At 40.8% G+C, this 18,074-nt stretch carries 18 protein-coding genes; 8 read left to right on the top strand and 10 right to left on the bottom strand.

The window, feature by feature from the left end:
• Positions 1-87: 87 nt before the first annotated feature.
• Complete coding sequence (locus AC27JR_RS14415; RefSeq protein WP_008108456.1) at positions 88-588, bottom strand: hypothetical protein; 501 nt, start codon at positions 586-588, stop codon at positions 88-90.
• Positions 572-1,324 (bottom strand): deoxyribose-phosphate aldolase, encoded by a 753-nt coding sequence (deoC, locus tag AC27JR_RS14410; RefSeq protein WP_487173972.1) that lies wholly within the window; start codon positions 1,322-1,324, stop codon positions 572-574. Before deoC ends, AC27JR_RS14415 begins: the two co-directional genes overlap by 17 nt.
• A 265-nt stretch (positions 1,325-1,589) precedes the next feature.
• Between deoC and cysG the strand changes: the two genes are divergently transcribed.
• The 6 genes from cysG to cysQ are packed head-to-tail and all read left to right on the top strand — an operon-like array spanning position 1,590 to position 8,543.
• Positions 1,590-3,011, top strand: a complete 1,422-nt coding sequence (gene cysG, locus AC27JR_RS14405; protein WP_131690335.1) for a siroheme synthase CysG — start codon at positions 1,590-1,592, stop codon at positions 3,009-3,011.
• 43 nt (positions 3,012-3,054) lie between these two features.
• The gene (gene cysD / locus AC27JR_RS14400) at positions 3,055-3,954 is read left to right on the top strand and encodes a sulfate adenylyltransferase subunit CysD (RefSeq protein WP_076919444.1); all 900 of its coding nucleotides are present in this window, start codon (positions 3,055-3,057) and stop codon (positions 3,952-3,954) included.
• Positions 3,954-5,378 carry a sulfate adenylyltransferase subunit CysN gene (gene cysN / locus AC27JR_RS14395; protein WP_008468825.1) on the top strand — a complete coding sequence of 475 codons (1,425 nt, stop codon included), beginning with the start codon at positions 3,954-3,956 and terminating at the stop codon, positions 5,376-5,378. Before cysD ends, cysN begins: the two co-directional genes overlap by 1 nt.
• A 33-nt stretch (positions 5,379-5,411) precedes the next feature.
• A complete protein-coding gene (locus tag AC27JR_RS14390) occupies positions 5,412-7,136 on the top strand; it encodes an SLC13 family permease (RefSeq protein ID WP_076919445.1) in 1,725 nt (574 codons plus the stop codon).
• Positions 7,137-7,169: 33 nt separating this feature from the next.
• Entirely contained in the window at positions 7,170-7,763 is a 594-nt protein-coding gene (gene cysC, locus AC27JR_RS14385; RefSeq protein ID WP_008108444.1) for an adenylyl-sulfate kinase, read from the top strand.
• Between the two features lie 9 nt (positions 7,764-7,772).
• Entirely contained in the window at positions 7,773-8,543 is a 771-nt protein-coding gene (gene cysQ, locus AC27JR_RS14380) for a 3'(2'),5'-bisphosphate nucleotidase CysQ (RefSeq protein ID WP_487173971.1), read from the top strand.
• Positions 8,544-8,649: 106 nt separating this feature from the next.
• On the opposite strand, the gene AC27JR_RS14375 is transcribed toward cysQ, so the two are convergent.
• From AC27JR_RS14375 to AC27JR_RS14365, 3 genes are all read right to left on the bottom strand, one after another.
• Positions 8,650-8,946, bottom strand: a complete 297-nt coding sequence (locus AC27JR_RS14375) for a hypothetical protein (RefSeq protein ID WP_487173970.1) — start codon at positions 8,944-8,946, stop codon at positions 8,650-8,652.
• 155 nt (positions 8,947-9,101) lie between these two features.
• Positions 9,102-9,494, bottom strand: a complete 393-nt coding sequence (locus tag AC27JR_RS14370; RefSeq protein ID WP_487173969.1) for a DUF7674 family protein — start codon at positions 9,492-9,494, stop codon at positions 9,102-9,104.
• Positions 9,495-9,562: 68 nt separating this feature from the next.
• Positions 9,563-10,360: an alpha/beta fold hydrolase gene (locus AC27JR_RS14365; protein WP_487173968.1), complete on the bottom strand. Its 798-nt coding sequence runs from the start codon at positions 10,358-10,360 to the stop codon at positions 9,563-9,565.
• 477 nt (positions 10,361-10,837) lie between these two features.
• Between AC27JR_RS14365 and AC27JR_RS14360 the strand changes: the two genes are divergently transcribed.
• Entirely contained in the window at positions 10,838-12,109 is a 1,272-nt protein-coding gene (locus AC27JR_RS14360) for an aromatic amino acid transport family protein (protein WP_487173967.1), read from the top strand.
• 132 nt (positions 12,110-12,241) lie between these two features.
• Positions 12,242-13,579: a M24 family metallopeptidase gene (locus AC27JR_RS14355; RefSeq protein ID WP_487173966.1), complete on the top strand. Its 1,338-nt coding sequence runs from the start codon at positions 12,242-12,244 to the stop codon at positions 13,577-13,579.
• 62 nt (positions 13,580-13,641) lie between these two features.
• Here the strand turns inward: AC27JR_RS14355 and speD are convergent, their stop codons facing one another.
• The 5 genes from speD to astA all read right to left on the bottom strand — a co-directional run bounded on the left by speD (position 13,642) and on the right by astA (position 18,035).
• Positions 13,642-14,454, bottom strand: coding sequence for an adenosylmethionine decarboxylase (gene speD, locus AC27JR_RS14350; protein WP_008468810.1), 813 nt, complete (start codon positions 14,452-14,454; stop codon positions 13,642-13,644).
• 88 nt (positions 14,455-14,542) lie between these two features.
• Positions 14,543-14,956 (bottom strand): OsmC family protein, encoded by a 414-nt coding sequence (locus tag AC27JR_RS14345; protein ID WP_487173965.1) that lies wholly within the window; start codon positions 14,954-14,956, stop codon positions 14,543-14,545.
• Between the two features lie 95 nt (positions 14,957-15,051).
• Positions 15,052-15,390 carry a DUF3802 family protein gene (locus AC27JR_RS14340; RefSeq protein ID WP_008108438.1) on the bottom strand — a complete coding sequence of 113 codons (339 nt, stop codon included), beginning with the start codon at positions 15,388-15,390 and terminating at the stop codon, positions 15,052-15,054.
• Between the two features lie 143 nt (positions 15,391-15,533).
• Positions 15,534-17,003, bottom strand: a complete 1,470-nt coding sequence (gene astD, locus AC27JR_RS14335; RefSeq protein ID WP_008108437.1) for a succinylglutamate-semialdehyde dehydrogenase — start codon at positions 17,001-17,003, stop codon at positions 15,534-15,536.
• Positions 17,004-17,018: 15 nt separating this feature from the next.
• The gene (gene astA / locus AC27JR_RS14330) at positions 17,019-18,035 is read right to left on the bottom strand and encodes an arginine N-succinyltransferase (protein ID WP_131690330.1); all 1,017 of its coding nucleotides are present in this window, start codon (positions 18,033-18,035) and stop codon (positions 17,019-17,021) included.
• Positions 18,036-18,074 lie beyond the last annotated feature (39 nt).

The following is an 18,074-nucleotide window of genomic DNA, read 5'->3' as shown; positions in this document are numbered from 1 at the left end:
AAGTTTACAGACCCGATAATCAGATTAATCCTGTCGCTTTCATCCGTTTAGAAGCATTTTATTGATACAAACTAGCCTCTTCTTTCGTTAATCTACTTGTAATAATTCACCTTTATAAAAATCACATAACAACCAAATTTGCTCAAATTGATGGGTTTTTGGAAAGGCTACTTTTTTTATTACCGCTTCAAAATCACTCTTATGCCAAATGGTACTGGCATTACGAATTAGCAACCAGGTACGTTTTGAGTAATAACGCTTAGTCGCTTTTTGTTTGAGCAATCGTCCTAATGCTGATTGCAGTCGGTGCTCACTGGGCTGTTGAGCCATGTCAGCTAAGTCACGTTGCATTTGTATCGACAGTGGTCGGCCTAGCACGGCCATTGCTTCGGTTTCACTAGCGTATAAATGCGCTACTTCTATATCGAGTTGCTCATTTGCTTGGTAACAGCTTACATCAGGTCTATCGGGTTCATTATGCCAAATGTGGCGCATATGAATGCCGGTTTGCTGTTCATAGCAACGCAAAAACAACTTAGCTGCATCGTGCTCCAATTGTTGTTTTTCGGCATCACTGCTGCGTTTCATTCAATACCTTATAAACGTCATTTAACAACGATGAAGCGCCAAACCTAAATGTCTCTGGAGCTAAATAATCATGGCCTATAATCTCGGTTGTTAGTTGCATATAAGCATTGGCATCTACAGAGGTTTTTACCCCGCCAGCGGCCTTAAAGCCAACTGGTTTTGATGACTTTTTAATAACTTTAAGCATAATTTCAGTTGCTTCAAGCGTGGCGTTAACCGCGACTTTACCGGTGCTGGTTTTTACAAAATCAGCTCCCCCTTGAATAGCAAGCTCGGTTGCTTGAGCAATAAGTGCAGGTGTTTTTAGTTCACCGCTTTCAATAATCACTTTAAGTTTAGCGCGACTACCACATGCTTTTTTACTTTCACTCACGTATTCCAGCACCGTATCAGCTTCACCTTTTATAAGTGCTTTGTAAGGAATGACTAAGTCAATTTCATCGGCCCCACGCTCTATAGCTATTAGTGTTTCATTAAGCACTTCATTAAGTTGCGCATCACCTGTAGGAAAGTTAGTCACTGTGGCCACTTTTACATGACTCAATAACCGATTAGCGAGTGCTATTTTTGCATCATCTACAAATTCACTAAACACACAAACTGCAGCAGGCGTGCCTAACTTAGGATCAATACTGTTTACTAATGCATTAATACTAGCTTGACTATCATCGGTGTTTAAACTGGTTAAATCCATTAAACTAACAGCTAGCATGGCGTTTTGAATGTTATTTGTCATTTTATGCCCATGAAATTTTAGAAACCTTAAACTATATAAGTATCATAGCTTAATCTTGCTATAGCTCATAACCAAACACTATAAGCGCGTTTTTTATACTAAATGTCACTCTACCCCTTACTAAATACGATTTAGACCTAAAAAACATGATTCATATAACTTTTAAGTATATCAACTAAGATTTAATTATTTTTTACTTATCAATAGCCGCTATATTCTGCCTTTGCGTTATACACTTTATTATCTCTTTTAGGGGCGTTACTCAGTGCAATATTTACCTATCTTTACCAAACTCGACAACAAGCCAGTATTGGTAGTTGGCGGTGGAGAGGTTGCCTTGCGAAAATGCCGCGCGTTCTTAAAAGCGCGTGCCGCTGTAACCTTAGTTGCCCCATGGTTTTGTGATGAATTAAAAGAACATGCTCACAACAATGAAGTAACATTAATAGATGCCTATTTTGAAGAGTCACATCTTGATGGCAAAATTTTGATTATTGCCGCCACCGACAATGATGAAGTTAACAATACGGTATTTGAACTCGCCAATGCCCGTAATGTGTTTGTAAACGTGGTGGATGATCAACCTAAATGTACCTTTATTTTCCCCTCTATTGTTGATCGCAACCCAATTACCATTGCGATTTCAAGCGCAGGTACCGCGCCGGTATTAGCACGGCGTTTACGTGAAAAGCTCGAAACACTTATCCCGCAACATATTGGCCCGCTAGCCAACTTAGTCGGTGGCTTTCGTCATAAAGTAAAACAGCGCTTTAAACACTTTGCCGATCGTCGCCAGTTTTGGGAAGGCGTATTTGATTCATCAGTAGTGAGTAAAGTCCAAACCGGTGATACTCATGGCGCTGAGCAACAACTAGAACAAATGCTAGATGCCAAAGTTGAGCCAGAAGGCGAAGTATACGTAGTGGGTGCAGGCCCTGGGGATCCAGAGCTACTCACCCTAAAAGCATTGCAGCTAATGCAACAAGCCGACGTGGTGGTATATGATTATTTAGTTTCCGACGAAATTATGGAATTAGTACGCCGCGATGCCGATTTAATTTGTGTGGGTAAGCGCTTAGGCGATCATAGCGTAGCCCAAGAAGACACTAACCAGATGCTAGTTGATTTAGCGCAACAAGGTAAAAAAGTATGTCGTATTAAAGGCGGCGACCCATTTATTTATGGTCGTGGTGGCGAAGAAGTACAAGTACTGGCAGCCAATAACGTAAATTACCAAATAGTGCCAGGTATAACGGCGGCCGCAGGCTGTAGTGCCTATGCAGGTATTCCTTTAACGCATCGCGACCATGCTCAAGCTATTCAATTTGTTACTGGTCACTGTAAAAAGGAAGGCCAAGAGCTTAATTGGCAGTCGCTTGCACAAAAAAACCAAACACTGGCTATTTATATGGGGGTGATTAAATCGCCGCATATTCAAGCTGAGCTATTAAAACATGGGCGAGAAGCAACAACACCAGTGGCAATTATTGAAAACGGCACCCGTAAAAATCAACGTGTTGTCACAGGACAGTTAGACCAATTAGCACAGTTAATTGAGCAGCATCAAATAATTTCGCCCGCGTTACTGATTATCGGTGAAGTAGCCTCACTGCATGACCAATTACACTGGTTTGGCGAAAAAGCGCAGATCAGTAGTTTTGCTCAACCGCTGACAGACGTAGCGTAATTTAACAGATTTTAATTTAATCATTTTAGTAGGACGACCAACAATGGCTTTAACTCACCTTCAGCAACTTGAAGCTGAAAGTATCAAAATCATGCGCGAAGTCGCCGCTGAGTTTGAGAACCCAGTTATGCTTTACTCAATCGGTAAAGATTCATCGGTACTTTTGCATTTAGCACGTAAAGCATTTTACCCTGCAAAAATTCCGTTTCCGTTATTACACGTAGACACCAACTGGAAGTTTCGTGAAATGATTGAGTTTCGCGACCGTTTAGCTAAAGAGTACGGCTTTGATTTAATCGTGCACAAAAACCCTGAAGGTATCGAAATGGGTGTAGGCCCATTCACGCATGGTTCGGGTAAACATACCGATATCATGAAAACTCAAGGGCTAAAGCAAGCGCTCAACAAGTACAGTTTTGATGCCGCATTTGGTGGCGCACGTCGTGATGAAGAGAAATCACGGGCTAAAGAGCGTGTTTACTCATTTCGTGATAAACACCATCGCTGGGATCCTAAAAACCAACGTCCTGAGCTTTGGAATACCTATAACAGCCAAGTGAACCCAGGTGAAAGCATTCGTGTATTCCCACTATCAAACTGGACTGAACTAGATATTTGGCAATACATTTATCAAGAAAACATCGAAATGGTGCCACTATACCTTGCTAAAGAGCGCCCAGTGGTAGAGCGCGATGGCACGCTAATTATGGTTGATGACGATCGCATGCCGCTTAATGAAGGTGAAGTACCGCAAATGAAGTCGGTTCGCTTTAGAACATTAGGCTGTTACCCGCTGACTGGTGCAGTTGAATCTACAGCCAGCAATCTAACCGAAATTATTGAAGAAATGCTGCTTTCATCGTCATCTGAACGTGAAGGTCGAGTGATCGATCATGACTCAGCAGGCTCAATGGAGAAGAAAAAACGTGAGGGGTATTTCTAATGTCTAACCTAAATAACGATACATTTAACGAAGTAAAAGAAATTGGTATAGACGCTTACCTAGCACGTCAACAAGATAAAAGCTTATTACGTATGCTAACGTGTGGCAGTGTGGATGACGGTAAATCAACCCTCATTGGCCGCCTACTGCACGATAGTCACCAAATTTATGAAGATCAGCTAGCCGCGCTTCATAAAGATAACGAAAAAGTGGGTAACGCCGGTGAAGAGCTTGATTTAGCACTGTTAGTTGATGGCCTTCAAGCTGAGCGTGAGCAAGGCATAACAATTGACGTAGCGTACCGTTATTTCTCAACCGCTAAGCGTAAGTTTATTATTGCCGACACCCCAGGGCATGAGCAGTACACCCGTAACATGGTTACCGGTGCATCAACCAGTGATGTTGCCATTATTTTAGTGGATGCACGTTATGGTGTGCAGGTACAAACTAAACGTCATAGTTTTATTTGTGACTCATTAGGTATTAAGCAGTTTGTGGTTGCGGTTAACAAAATGGATATTGTTGATTTTGATGAAACCGTTTATGAAAAAATTAAAGCTGACTATTTAAAATTTGCCGAGCAACTTAACGTATCAAACATTAAGTTTGTGCCTATGTCGGCACTTAAAGGCGATAACGTAGTAACCCGCTCCGCACATACTCCTTATTACACCGACAAGCCGTTGCTTGAGCTATTAGAAGACTCACCAGCAGCTGAAATTGACACCGGTTTTGAAGCGCGTCTTCCGGTGCAATACGTGGTACGCCCTAATCTAAACTTCCGGGGTTTTCAAGGCACGCTTACATCAGGTAAATTACGTGTAGGTGATGAAGTGAAGGTACTGCCTTCAGGTAAAACATCACATATTAAAGAAATTGTTACTTTTGATGGCAACCTCGACACCGCCGAAGCTGGCCAAGCAATTACAGTGACCCTCAATACTGAAATAGATATTAGCCGAGGAGACGTTATTGTACCTGCGAATTCGCAAGCGCAAGTAACCAACCAATTACAGGCTAAAATTGTGTGGATGCACGAGTCACCATTGGTACTCGGTAAAAGCTACAACCTTAAACTTGGCAGTAAAAACACCTCGGCCATGGTCACAAAAATTGATCACACAATTGATGTAAACACGCTAGAGCATGGCAGTGCAGATTCATTGCAGTTAAACGAAATTGCGATTGTGACACTGGAGCTGACCGAGACTATTTTAGCCGATCAGTACCATCATAATCATGAAACCGGTTCGTTTATTCTTATTGATCGTTTATCAAACTTAACGGTTGCAGCGGGAATGATAGAACAGGTACTGCAAAGTGAAGAAAACGCGGGACAATTTAGCGACTTTGAAGTTGAATTTAATGCCCTCGTACGCAAGCACTTTCCACATTGGCAAGCGCTTGATATCTCAAAGCTATAACGTTAATGAACGCCTGTTAGGAACATTTAAAGCATGGTAGAACAGCTCATTTTAACAGGCATTATGTTGCTTTTAGTCGGGTGCCTGTTTGGCACCCGTATTAATCCTGCATGGTTATTTGTTAGTGCCATAGGTACCAGCTACCTAACCGGGTTAATAGATTTAGAAAGCATGCTGGTTAATTACACTAACTCATCATTAATTACTTTAGTGTTATTAATTTTAGTGTCGATAGCGATAGAAAAAACCACACTTATTCAACGCTTAGCTAAATCGTTATCCAGTGGTAGTTTAGTTAAGTCAGTAACTAAATTAGGGCTTTCTACCGCCTTTTTATCGTCGTTTACTAATAATACCGCAGTAGTTGCTTCATTAATTACCGCCATAAAGGATAACCCAAACCACTCTCCCTCAAAGCTATTGTTACCCTTGTCGTACACCGCTATTTTAGGGGGGACGATTACGCTTATTGGTACCTCTACTAACTTAATTGTAAATGGTTTTGCAGTAGATGCCGGTATGGCGCCACTGGGCTTTTTTGACTTTACCTTGGTGGGTTTGGGCGCACTCAGTATTGGCTTAATCACTATTTTAGTGATGCTAAAATGCCTGCCCGACAATGGTAAAAATAGCCAAGAGGTGGTGCCTTTTTATTTAGAAGGGAAAGTACAAAGTGGTTCTAAACTAATAAACCGCACCGTGGAAGAAAACGGTTTACGCGATTTAAAAGACTTGTTTTTGGCTGAAATTATTCGCGATGGCAACCGCATTTGCGCCGTGACCCCGCAACATATTATTCAACAAGACGACATACTGCTGTTTGTAGGCGATATAAAGTCGGTACCTTTGCTTACTCGTTTTGACGGCTTAAAAGTGGTGCATGACAAACACGAAAAAGACATAGAACACCTCGTTGAAGTTGTCGTTAGTCAGTCGTCTAAATTAATTGGCAAAACGGTAAAAGAAGCCCGCTTTAGAGAGCAATTTCATGCGGCCGTTATTGCTATTCGCCGTGGGCATGACCGCTTACAAGGCGGGCTTGGACAAGTGCGATTACAAGCGGGTGATTCACTCATTCTCGCCCCTGGTAAAAGCTTTTATGACTTAACTAACTTAAAACGCGAGTTTGTGTATATTTCAGGGCTTGATTTACAAACCCACCTCGGTGCAAAGCAATCAAATATTGTGTTGTTAAGCTTTGCGGGTGTGCTGGGATTAAGTATTTTAGGTGCAGTACCGCTGGTTAAAGGCTTGTTAGTGTTACTTATTGGCCTAATGCTGTGTGGTACTATCAAACTAAGCGAAATAAAGCGCCGCTTTCCTATTGAGTTACTTGCCGTAGTAGGTAGTGCCATAGGTTTAGCTAAGCTGATGATAGGCACCGGCCTTGCTGGGCAAATATCAGACGCTATGTTTGTAGTGCTAGGCGACTTTGGTCCTTATGGCGCGTTTATCGCTATATTTTTAATGACCGTATTATTTACCGAATTAATCACTAATAATGCCGCAGCAGCGCTATCGTTTCCGGTTGCCTACTCATTAGCCATTGGCTTTAACGTAGAACCTTTACCGTTTATTATGGCGGTTGCATTTGGCGCTTCAGCCAGCTTTATTTCACCTTTTGGTTATCAAACTAATCTAATGGTTTACAGCGCAGGGAACTACCGACTAAAAGACTATGTAATGATGGGGCTACCGCTTTCTATTATTTATTCAATCACCGTACTGACTTTGATCCCGCTGGTATTTCCGTTTTAATGCCCGCGTTTATAGCATAAAGAGACACAGCAAATGGATAACAATATTGTTTGGCATAATTACGCCACCACTAAAGTACAGCGCAGCGAACAAAAAAAGCATAAGCCGGCTATTTTATGGTTTACTGGTTTTTCTGGCTCAGGTAAAAGTACCGTTGCGAATGCACTAGAAGCAGCACTCAATCAGCAAGGTGCGCACACGTACCTACTTGATGGCGACAATGTACGCCATGGTTTATGTAAAGATTTAGGCTTTAGTGATGCCGATCGCGTTGAAAATATCCGCCGCGTAGGCGAAACCGCCAAGCTAATGGTTGACGCTGGTTTGTTAGTTCTTACTGCGTTTATATCTCCCTTTAAAGCTGAGCGCGACATGGTTCGTGAGTTAGTTGATGAGGGTGAATTTATCGAGGTATTCATCGACACCCCTCTTGAGGTGTGTGAAAGTCGCGACCCAAAAGGCTTATATAAAAAGGCGCGCGCTGGTGAAATTAAACACTTTACCGGGATTGATTCTACTTACCAGCCGCCAGTTAATCCTGAAATAATTTTAGATACCAGTAAAAACACCCTAGACCAATCGGTAGCTCAACTGATAACGTATCTAAAACATCAGCATATACTATAGGCCCATCTAATGAACCAAACTGAACTGCTAGAAGAAACCCTTATTCTCGCTCGCGAAGCGGGAAGCGCGATTATGGGTATTTACAACAAAGACTTTAACGTTGAATACAAAGCTGATGAAAGCCCCGTAACCGACGCCGACTTAGCAGCTCATAAAATCATTAGTGCCGGACTAAAAAAGCTCACCCCAGACATTCCCGTATTGAGTGAAGAAAGCGCCGATATTGGTTGGGATGTACGCCAAACATGGAAAAGCTATTGGCTGGTTGACCCAATTGATGGCACCAAAGAATTTATTAAAAAGAACGGCGAGTTTACCGTTAATATTGCCCTAATCGAAAACGGCAAACCAGTTTTAGCTGTGGTTGATGCCCCTGCGCTAGGTGTATCGTACATAGCCGCTGAAGCCATTGGTGCTTTTAAAGACAAAGGCGATGAGCGCATCGAGCTTAAAGTTACCACCAAACCTAACAAAGGCCTTATTCGTGTTGTAGGCAGTCGCTCGCACCCCTCTCCTGATTTAGCTGAATTTGTAAAACGCTTTGATGAGGTTGAAATGGTGTCAAAAGGCAGCTCACTGAAACTGTGTTTAGTCGCCGAGGGCAGTGCCGACATTTACCCACGCTTAGGCCCAACCTGTGAATGGGATACCGGAGCAGGCCATGCCATCGCCGAAATAGCCGGTGCAAAAGTCACTCAACTTGATGGCAGCCCGCTTATGTATAACACCAAAGATGAATACTTAAATCCGTATTTTGTGGTTTCTGCTTTAGAAGAATAAAAGCCCTCAGCTGTAAGCTATCAGTTGTCAGTAAAACAAGTGATAGCTTCAGCTATAAAGGCTGCTCAGTGAGCGTAAAGGTAAATACCCTAGGGCGTTTTATTTGCTATGTATAAATTAACTTAATAAGCGCACTCAAACACAGCAAAGTTATAAACAAACCAAGTAATAAAATAACCTTTTCTTTTAGGGTTTGCTCTGGCTTTTGGAAAAATACAAAAATAGTTCGGTAAAGTGTACTCGGCACTATTAAAACCAAGCCAATAAACGCAGGCAACACACCTAATATAAAGCCAAATGCAAAACCTGAATTTTCCATTTCCCCGTATGCAGCACTAAATCCAAACCAAATAATAGCAACTGTAAAAAACGCAACGCCTAGTGAAATAGATAAAAGTGCCATTTATTAAATTCCTTTTTTTATCTTGAAAGAAGAGCAATTAATTTGCTACACATCAGCTTATCAATTTAACGACTATGAAACAGCTGCATCAGCATCTATATTAGCTCTGTGCACCTTCAAGTCAATATTACTAGAATAGAGGCCTCCCCTATGTTTCACTGTATTTTTGGCTTTCGACCGTGAAAATCTAAGTAAAGTTTTTTAAGTTTGTCAGGGACGAGTGGCCAACCTATTTCAATCCCTATGGGAGTGGCATTCCAAAATAAGTGTTCGACGTAATAGCTGTCTATGTACTCAAGTTCAGTAGGACTTGCAGAGTCTAGTTTTAGACTCATATATGACAAATGCTTTAGAGCGTTGGTGACTTCATTTTCGTTGAATGCAAAAGTTGTTAGATTTGCAAACTCTTCCATGCGAAAAGTAAGCTCCCAACTTTCGTGCTTATTCATTAGCGGGATAACATCCGGAAAATTTGATTGTATCTCATCAATAAATAATATTATTTCTTGCCTTGCCTTGCCATAGGCTCCCTTACAGAACAGAGTCATACAAATGCTATTTTGTAATTTTTTAAATGGAAATGCGAAAATGTCTGACCCAATTCTTTTTCTTACGCTTAACGATTTTGTTGGGCGATAAAAGCAAGTGAGTGCTGATTGAATAAGTCTGGGCGTTCTACATTGCATACGTGGCCACAATGTTGAATGGTTTGCAGTACGCTATTTTTATGGCACTTAACCATTTCTTTAACCGGGCCAAGGAACATGTGATCTTCTTTATCCATAATGTAAAGAATGGGTATATCAATGTCTTTTTCTTTGAAATACTGCATTAAGGGGTTTACGTCCATGGCTAATTTAAACCACTTTATAAACTCTTTTTGGCACAAGCGTTTTGCTTCACGAACAAACAAAAGCCGAGACTCTTTATGACGCTTTTTCGGCATCATAATAAAAGCAAATAAACGATACAGCCACATGTAAGGCAACAAGTGTTTAAAGGTATTGCCTAAATAAACCAAGGTATTACTACGAGTGTTAAAACGAGTAACAGCTCCGCCTAGCACCATGCTAGAAACATATTGCGGGGCGATTTCTGCAATATTTCGAATAAGAATTGTGCCCAATGAAATACCAACAAAGTGTGCGCTGGTGATATTGTTATGATCTAACACATCGATAATGTCTTTAGAGACATTATTAAATGAGTAATTATTATCAACAAAGTTTTGTAATAGATCATTAGATTTACCGTGACCACGAAGATCAAGCAACAACACATTATATTCTTTTTTATAGGCTTTAAGCTGACGAAACCAGATTGCCGAACTACCCCCTGCGCCATGGACAAATACAACCCATGTTTTACTGGTTTCGTGCACAAAAATAGTATGGAAAAGAATGTCTTTGCTCATTGCAATTAGCGGCCTATTTACTTCATTTGGCTTATTAAATTGTAGAAAGTATAACCGAGTTTAGAAAAAATCTCTTATGAAGTTCCTATTAATGGCTTCAATATTACAGGATAAAACCCGTTTTGAGTTGTTAGTTATCAATTAACTGGCCAAGAAAGTGAGCAAGCATTCTCAATTCTCATAAGTACACTTATCAATCATTCACTGAGTTAACCTATACCAAGTACACATTGACTTGAAAATAACTTTTCAGATTGTATGTCCCGCCTTTCACACCAATCATGCTGATTATTCACTCATTTCGCGGCATATTCCCGCGCTAATTGCTTGCCTTTTGAGCACTGTTTCATATTCGTGACAGTCAGTAACTAATACGCTACAACAAATTTATATCCACGACATAAAAACACATGAAATGTGTGGTTAAAAACTATATTCTTCGGCGCAATTATTATGATAAATAATGGATACACACACATGACAACATCTCAAGGTGCAACGCTTTCAAATGCACCAGCACAAGACGCACACACGTCTAAATCAAAATGGAACCTGCATGATACGCAGTGGACACTGAGCCTTTTTGGCACCGCAGTGGGTGCTGGTATTTTATTTTTACCGATTAATATTGGTATTGGTGGTTTTTGGCCGCTGATTATTATGGCGTGTTTAGCCTTTCCTATGACCTTTTTGGCGCACCGTGGTTTGGCGCGTTTTGTATTATCGTCAAAAAATAAAGATGCTGACTTTACCGATGTAGTAGAAGAACACTTTGGCGTAAACGCGGGTCGGCTGATCTCCTTGTTATACTTTTTATCGATTTTCCCTATTTTACTTATTTACGGTGTGGGCTTAACCAATACGGTAGACAGCTTTATGGTCAATCAATTAGGGATGGAGTCGCCGTCACGCGTTGCTTTATCGGGTATTTTAGTTGCGCTAATGATTGGCTTAATGATGGGCGGTGAACGCTTAATGCTGCGCGCCTTTGCTATTTTAGTTTACCCGTTAGTAGGTATTTTATTCTTTTTGTCTTTGTATTTAATCCCAAGTTGGCAAATGCCCGATACAGCCTTGCCTGAGCTAGGTAGCTTTAGTAAAACACTTTGGTTATCAATTCCTATTATTGTGTTTTCGTTTAGCCATGCAGCAGCTATTTCAAGCTTTGTTAATAAACAACGCAGTCACTACGCTGACCTAGCAACGTCTAAGTCAGAAGCAATTCTAAAACGTACCAGCTTATTACTGATCACCTTTGTTTTGTTATTTGTGTTCTCATGTGTGTTATCGCTTACCGGTGACCAAATGGCTGCAGCAAAAGCGGCAAACGTCTCTGTTTTATCTTACTTGGCTAATATTACAGAAAACTCATTTATTGCAACGCTGGGACCTTTGGTTGCCTTTATTGCGATTATGTCGTCGTTTTTAGGTCACTTTTTAGGGGCACGCGAAAGCTTTACTGGGTTAGTGACTAAACACTCAAGCATGAGCCCTAAAGTGGCTGACAAAGTGGGTGCGGTACTGATGTTTTTCGCTATTTGGTTCTGCGCGGTTAAAAACCCAAGCATACTAGATATGATGGATCAGTTATCAGGCCCAATCATTGCGATGATTTTATTCATTATGCCAATGATTGCAGTTTACAAAGTGCCTAGCTTACAAAAGTACCGTAATCGTTTAAGTACCTTATTTGTACTGGCTGTTGGCTCATTAGCAGTGTGTGCGTTACTGTACAGCATGCTTAGCTAAGTAAGTATTTATTACAAAAGCCCAGCGCATTTTGCTGGGTTTTTTTGTGCCTGCGGTTTATCGCAAATGATTTGTTTATATTATTGTTTGTGCAATGTTAGCTTATATATTCGTCTAAAAAATAAGCCAGCCATGCAAAACAATAAATACGTTTTTTTACTCACTTTTATACTCATACTACTTAGCCCTGTAATTAAAGCCGCTGAGCCCCCTACTATTCTATCAATGAAGGAAAGGGCAGCGTTTATCGATAGCATTACCGAAAAACGTATTAAAACGTTATTGCCCACATTAATGCAGCAACACAATATAGATATGTGGCTAATGATAAGCCGCGAATATAATGAAGACCCGATATTAAAAACCATGCTGCCTGCTACATGGCTTTCGGCAAGGCGCACCACTATTTTATTATTTGCAGTTAACAAACAAGGCGGTGTTGACGCCTTTGCAATTGCGCCTTACAAAATAGGAAGTGTGTTTAAAAAGGCCTGGGATAAGCAAGCACAGCCCAATCAGTGGCGTGCACTTAATGAGCTAATTGAGCAATACCAACCACGAAATATTGCCCTTAATACATCAACAGACTGGGCTCATGCCGATGGCTTGGTACTGGGCGATTATAAACAATTAATGTCTACCCTACCTAAACCATATCAAAGCAAAATAATATCAGCCGAGCCGCTGGCTGTTTCATGGCTTGAACAACGTATTCCCGAAGAAGTAGATATGTATAAGCATATTGTATCTATTGCCCATCATATTATTGCTGAGGGATTCTCCAGTAATACTATTACGGTTGGAGAGACAACCAGCGACGATTTAGTGTGGTGGTTTAGAGAGCGGGTAAGGGAGCTTAAGCTGCAAACGTGGTTTCATCCTAGCATTGCAATACAACGCGCCGACAGCAAATCGTTCGACCATGAAGACAGCTTTACCAACGGCTATGCCGATAATGTTATTCAAGCAGGCGACTTATTACATGTCGATTTTGGCATTAATTATTTGCGCTTAAATACCGACACTCAACAACACGCGTATGTTTTAAAACCAGGCGAGACAAAAGCTCCCGATTACCTAGTTGATGCGTTAAAAAAGGGTAATAAGCTACAAGACATTTTTACAGCTGAATTTACAGCTGGTAAAACAGGTAATCAGGTTTTAAAAGCCGCCCGCGAAAAAGCCATTGCACAGGGGTTAAAGCCCACTATTTATACTCACCCGCTTGGCTACCATGGTCATGCAGCTGGCACTACTTTAGGTATGTGGGACTCACAGCAAGGTGTACCGGGGGATGGCGATTACCCGCTGCATTTAAACACGGCATATTCTATTGAGCTTAACAATGCGGTGTTTATAAAACCGTGGAATAAAGAAATAAGAATAATGCTAGAAGAAGATGCCATGTTTGATAAAACCGGTGTGTGGTATCTCAATGGCCGACAAACCGAGTTATTACTCGTTAAGTAGCATTAAACAACACATACAAAAATGGCGCTCAGTGAGCGCCATTTTTATTTAATGCGTTGCTATTATTCTGTATCTGGCAGATTACGGCCATAGAATATTTCCTGCATTTCACGCGTCAGTTTTGAACGAATTTCTTCTTCTTCATCATCTGACAAATCATCTGTAGAAATACCAAATAAATAGGTGTTTAAATCGGTTTCTTTTAACATCATTTTGGTGTGGAACAGATTTTCTTGATACACGTTCACGTCCATCATTTGGTACGCTTCTTTGGTATCTTCTGTCATGAAGTTTTGAATCGAATTAATTGCATGATCAATGTAATGTTTAACGCCGTTTACATCACGGGTAAAGCCACGTACACGGTAATCAATCGTTACCACATCAGACTCAAGACTATGAATTAAGAAGTTTAACGCTTTAAGTGGTGAAATAATGCCACAGGTTGATACTTCAATATCCGCACGGAAAGTACAAATGCCATCATCAGGGTGTGCTTCAGGGTATGTGTGAACGCATATATGGCTTTTATCAAGGTGTGCAACCACTGAGTCAGGTAATGGTCCTGGCGCTTCATCAGCATCATAATTTTGCTGCTCTTCTACCGGCTCTTCTGAAACTAAAATAGTTACGCTGGCACCTTGTGGCTCGTAATCTTGACGTGCAACGTTTAATATATTGGCACCAATAATATCAACCACATCGCCTAAAATGTCGGTTAGTCTATCTGCACTATACTGCTCATCGATATATTCTATGTATTCTTTACGTTGTTGCTCTGTTTTTGCATAGCAAATATCGTAAATACTAAAGCTTAAGCTTTTGGTTAAATTATTAAAGCCATGAAGTTTAAGTTTATCGAAGGGTTTGTTCATAATAAACCAACCTATAAATTAGTGAAATCTGCACCTGCAGAATGAAAAGTTCGCGGATTTTATACGAATTTCACTCACGGAAAAAGCGTTATTTTCCCTGATCTTGAACAACTTCGTGGCTATGAGTAATTTCTACTGTTTTATCAAGCATTAATGCAACAGAACAATACTTTTCAGCGGAAAGCGAAACCGCTCGTTCTAAGTGTTTTTCAGAGACATCATTACCAGTTACAACAAAGTGTAAATTAATTTTTGTAAACACCCGCGGGGCTGTTTCTGCTCGCTCAGCAGTTAACTGCACATCAACTGATGAGAAGTCTTGTTTGGTTTTTTTTAAAATGCTAACAACATCAACCGACGAACAACCACCCACAGACATCAGTACCATTTCCATTGGACTCGGTGCAGCTCCATCACTACCCGCATCAAATACCACATTATGGTTGCTGTTAGAGCGACCTATATACGTATTACCTTCAACCCATTTTACATTTGCTTGCATTGTTTTATCTCAATAATTTATATTCATTACACGCAGACACTCACGCGCATTTAAAATTAAATAGCGAATAAAGCGTGGTTTTTAAAGGGGGACTATTAATTAATTGCGTTATCAAATAAGTTTTTGACTAGCCCAGCAAACTCGTCAATAAAAGCATGCTGTTCGACTGTAACAGTGTGGGAAGTCACACTACTAAGTACTTCTTGTAAATCGTAAACAATACCATCAACTTCGCGTACAATTTGGCTACGTTGCTCAGTAGAAAGGTCAGGATGCTGTTGGCAAATGAGTATCACATTTTCGGCAATGACATCTTCAATTAACTCAATAACGGTTGGTGCGCCGGGCTTTATTTCGCCTGGTTTCTCAAACATCGCTAAATTCTGAGTTAGGTACATTATTAAATCATCGTACCCTTGCCTGTTTAAAACCATTGTTTATTTACCTCGCAATTACTAATGCTTAATTTAAGCAGAAAGCACTGATAATTGCTAGCTTTGTGAGATTGCAATACAAAAAAAGCAGCCGAAGCTGCTTTTATACTAATTAAGTCGTACTTAACTAATGTTCAGAGTACTTAATCTATTTTTAAGCCTGGGCTTAATGTTGCCGGCATGGTTACTTTTTCAAGCTCCACAGACGCAACAGGGTATGCACAGTAATCGGCAGCGTAATAAGCGCTTGCTCTGTGATTCCCTGAGGCACCAATACCACCAAACGGTGCAGCACTTGATGCACCTGTAATTGGGCGGTTCCAGTTAACAATACCCGCACGAATACGACGTAAGAAATGATCGTAATCAGCTTGGTTATCACTTAGTAAACCTGCTGATAAACCAAAGCTAGTGTCGTTTGCTTTATCAATCGCTTGGTCAAAATCGTCAAAGCGGAATACTTTTAAAAGTGGACCAAAATGCTCTTCATCTGGGAAGTCATTAATATTTGTACACTCAATAATACCCGGTGTAACAAAACCTGTATTTGCTGTGTGCTCAAGCTCAACTAATACTTCTCCACCCATGGCTTTTAACTCATCTTGTGCTTTAACCATACCAGCCGCTGCGGCCGCTGATATCATTGAGCCCATAAATGGTTGATCAGCGTCGTCGTAGTTACCAACTTTAATTGCCTTAGTCGCTGTAATTAAGCGCGCTAAAATTTCATCGCCTTTAGCACCTGTTGGTAAAAACAGTTTACGCGCACAAGTACAACGTTGGCCGCTTGAGATAAACGCAGACTGCACAATATCATGCACTACAGCGAGGGTATCTTCTGCATCTTTAACGATTAGCGGATTATTACCACCCATTTCGAGTGCTAAAATCTTGCCTGGTTGACCTGCGAACTGTTCATGTAAAATATGACCCGTACGTGAAGACCCAGTAAAGAATAAACCATCAATGCCTTTGTGTGACGCCAATGCTTTACCTGTTTCTACTTCACCTTGTACTAAGTTAATAACCCCTGCTGGTAAACCGGCTTTTTCCCATAGTTTAAGGGTTAGCTCAGCCACCATAGGTGTAAGTTCAGAGGGTTTAAATACCACAGTATTACCAGCTAAAAGTGCAGGTACAATGTGGCCATTTGGTAAGTGCCCAGGGAAGTTATAAGGACCAAATACAGCAACAACACCATGTGGCTTATGACGGATCATCGCACGGCCTTGCGGCATAGCGTTTTCAACATCACCAGTACGGTCTAAAAATGCTTTTTCAGCAATGGCAATTTTACCTACCATGGCGCCCGCTTCAGTACGTGTTTCCCAAAGTGGTTTACCTGTTTCTTGTGCAATAGCAACCGCTAGCTCTTCGCTGTGCTCTTTTAATGTTGCAGCAAAGGTTTTTACAATTTCTAAACGCTCACTAAAGCTTTTATCAGCCCAGCTATAAAATGCTTCACGTGCTGATGCTACAGCGCTGTCTACTTGCTCTGCGCTTGCAGCTGATGCCTGCCAAATAACGTCGTTATTTGCAGGGTTAACTGAATTAAATTCTGTGCCTTGGCCTTGTGACCATTGACCATTAATAAATTGTGCAGGATGAGTCATATACTTTCTCCTAAATTAAACTGGGGTAGCAGTAACAAAATCGCCCGATTTTAAATGTAATGCATCAGCAAGTTCTTGCGTAAGCACCAGGCTATTAGAACGCGAATCAAATGCCATTGGCGCTACGGTTGCTCTAAAGTCTTCAAGCTTATCATTAGCTAGCAATACCATGGTATCACCTGTCATTTCGCCAATTTCAACACTAAAGTTTTGTGCATTACGTACAGTGGCAATGTTATCTACTTTTGCTTCAACGGTTGGACCCGCATCAAAAATGTCGACGTAACCATTAAAAGTAAAGCCTTCACTTTTTAATAACTGAATAGCTGGGCGCGTATTATCGTGTACTTGACCAATAACCGCTTGCGCTTCTTTACTCAATAAATTGACGTAAATTGGGTATTTAGGCATTAACTCCGCAATAAACACTTTTTGCCCGATTCCCGTCAGATAATCTGCAGTTGGGAAATCCATTGAGAAAAAGTGTTCTTCAAGCCACTGCCAAAATGGGCTACTGCCGTTTTCGTCAGATACGCCACGCATTTCTGCGATAACGGTTTGTGCAAAGCGTTGCTGATGTTGTTTTATAAACATAAAGCGTGCTTTTGAAAGCAGCTTACCGTTACAGTTTTTACGATAACCGTCTTTTAAAAACAGTGTACACAGCTCTGTAGCCCCAGTGTAGTCGTTACAAAGGGTGAGAATATCTACCGCTTTATATACATCTAGCGTGCGCGAAGAGTGAATCACTTTACTCAAATGGTAATGATAAAATGCGTCATCTAAGCCAACTGCCGCTTCAATACCTGAAGTACCAACTACTTCGCCAGTTTCAGTATCTTCAAGAACAAATAAGTACCCTTCATCACCGGGTTGTGACGTGGTTTTTGTAAATGAATTAACAGAATGTGCAATCTTCTTTTGTAATAACTCTTCGTTATTAGGTAAAGAAGTAAAGCCATGTCCCGACTCGTCGGCGATGGTTACTAAAGCTGCATAATCACTTTTTTGGATTGGGCGAAGGATCATCATGAATCCGCTTACTCCCTTATATATAACGGTAAATAGGAA

Source organism: Pseudoalteromonas sp. NH0006-26 (genome assembly GCF_057552415.1).
This window is presented reverse-complemented; position numbering and strand designations above follow the sequence as displayed.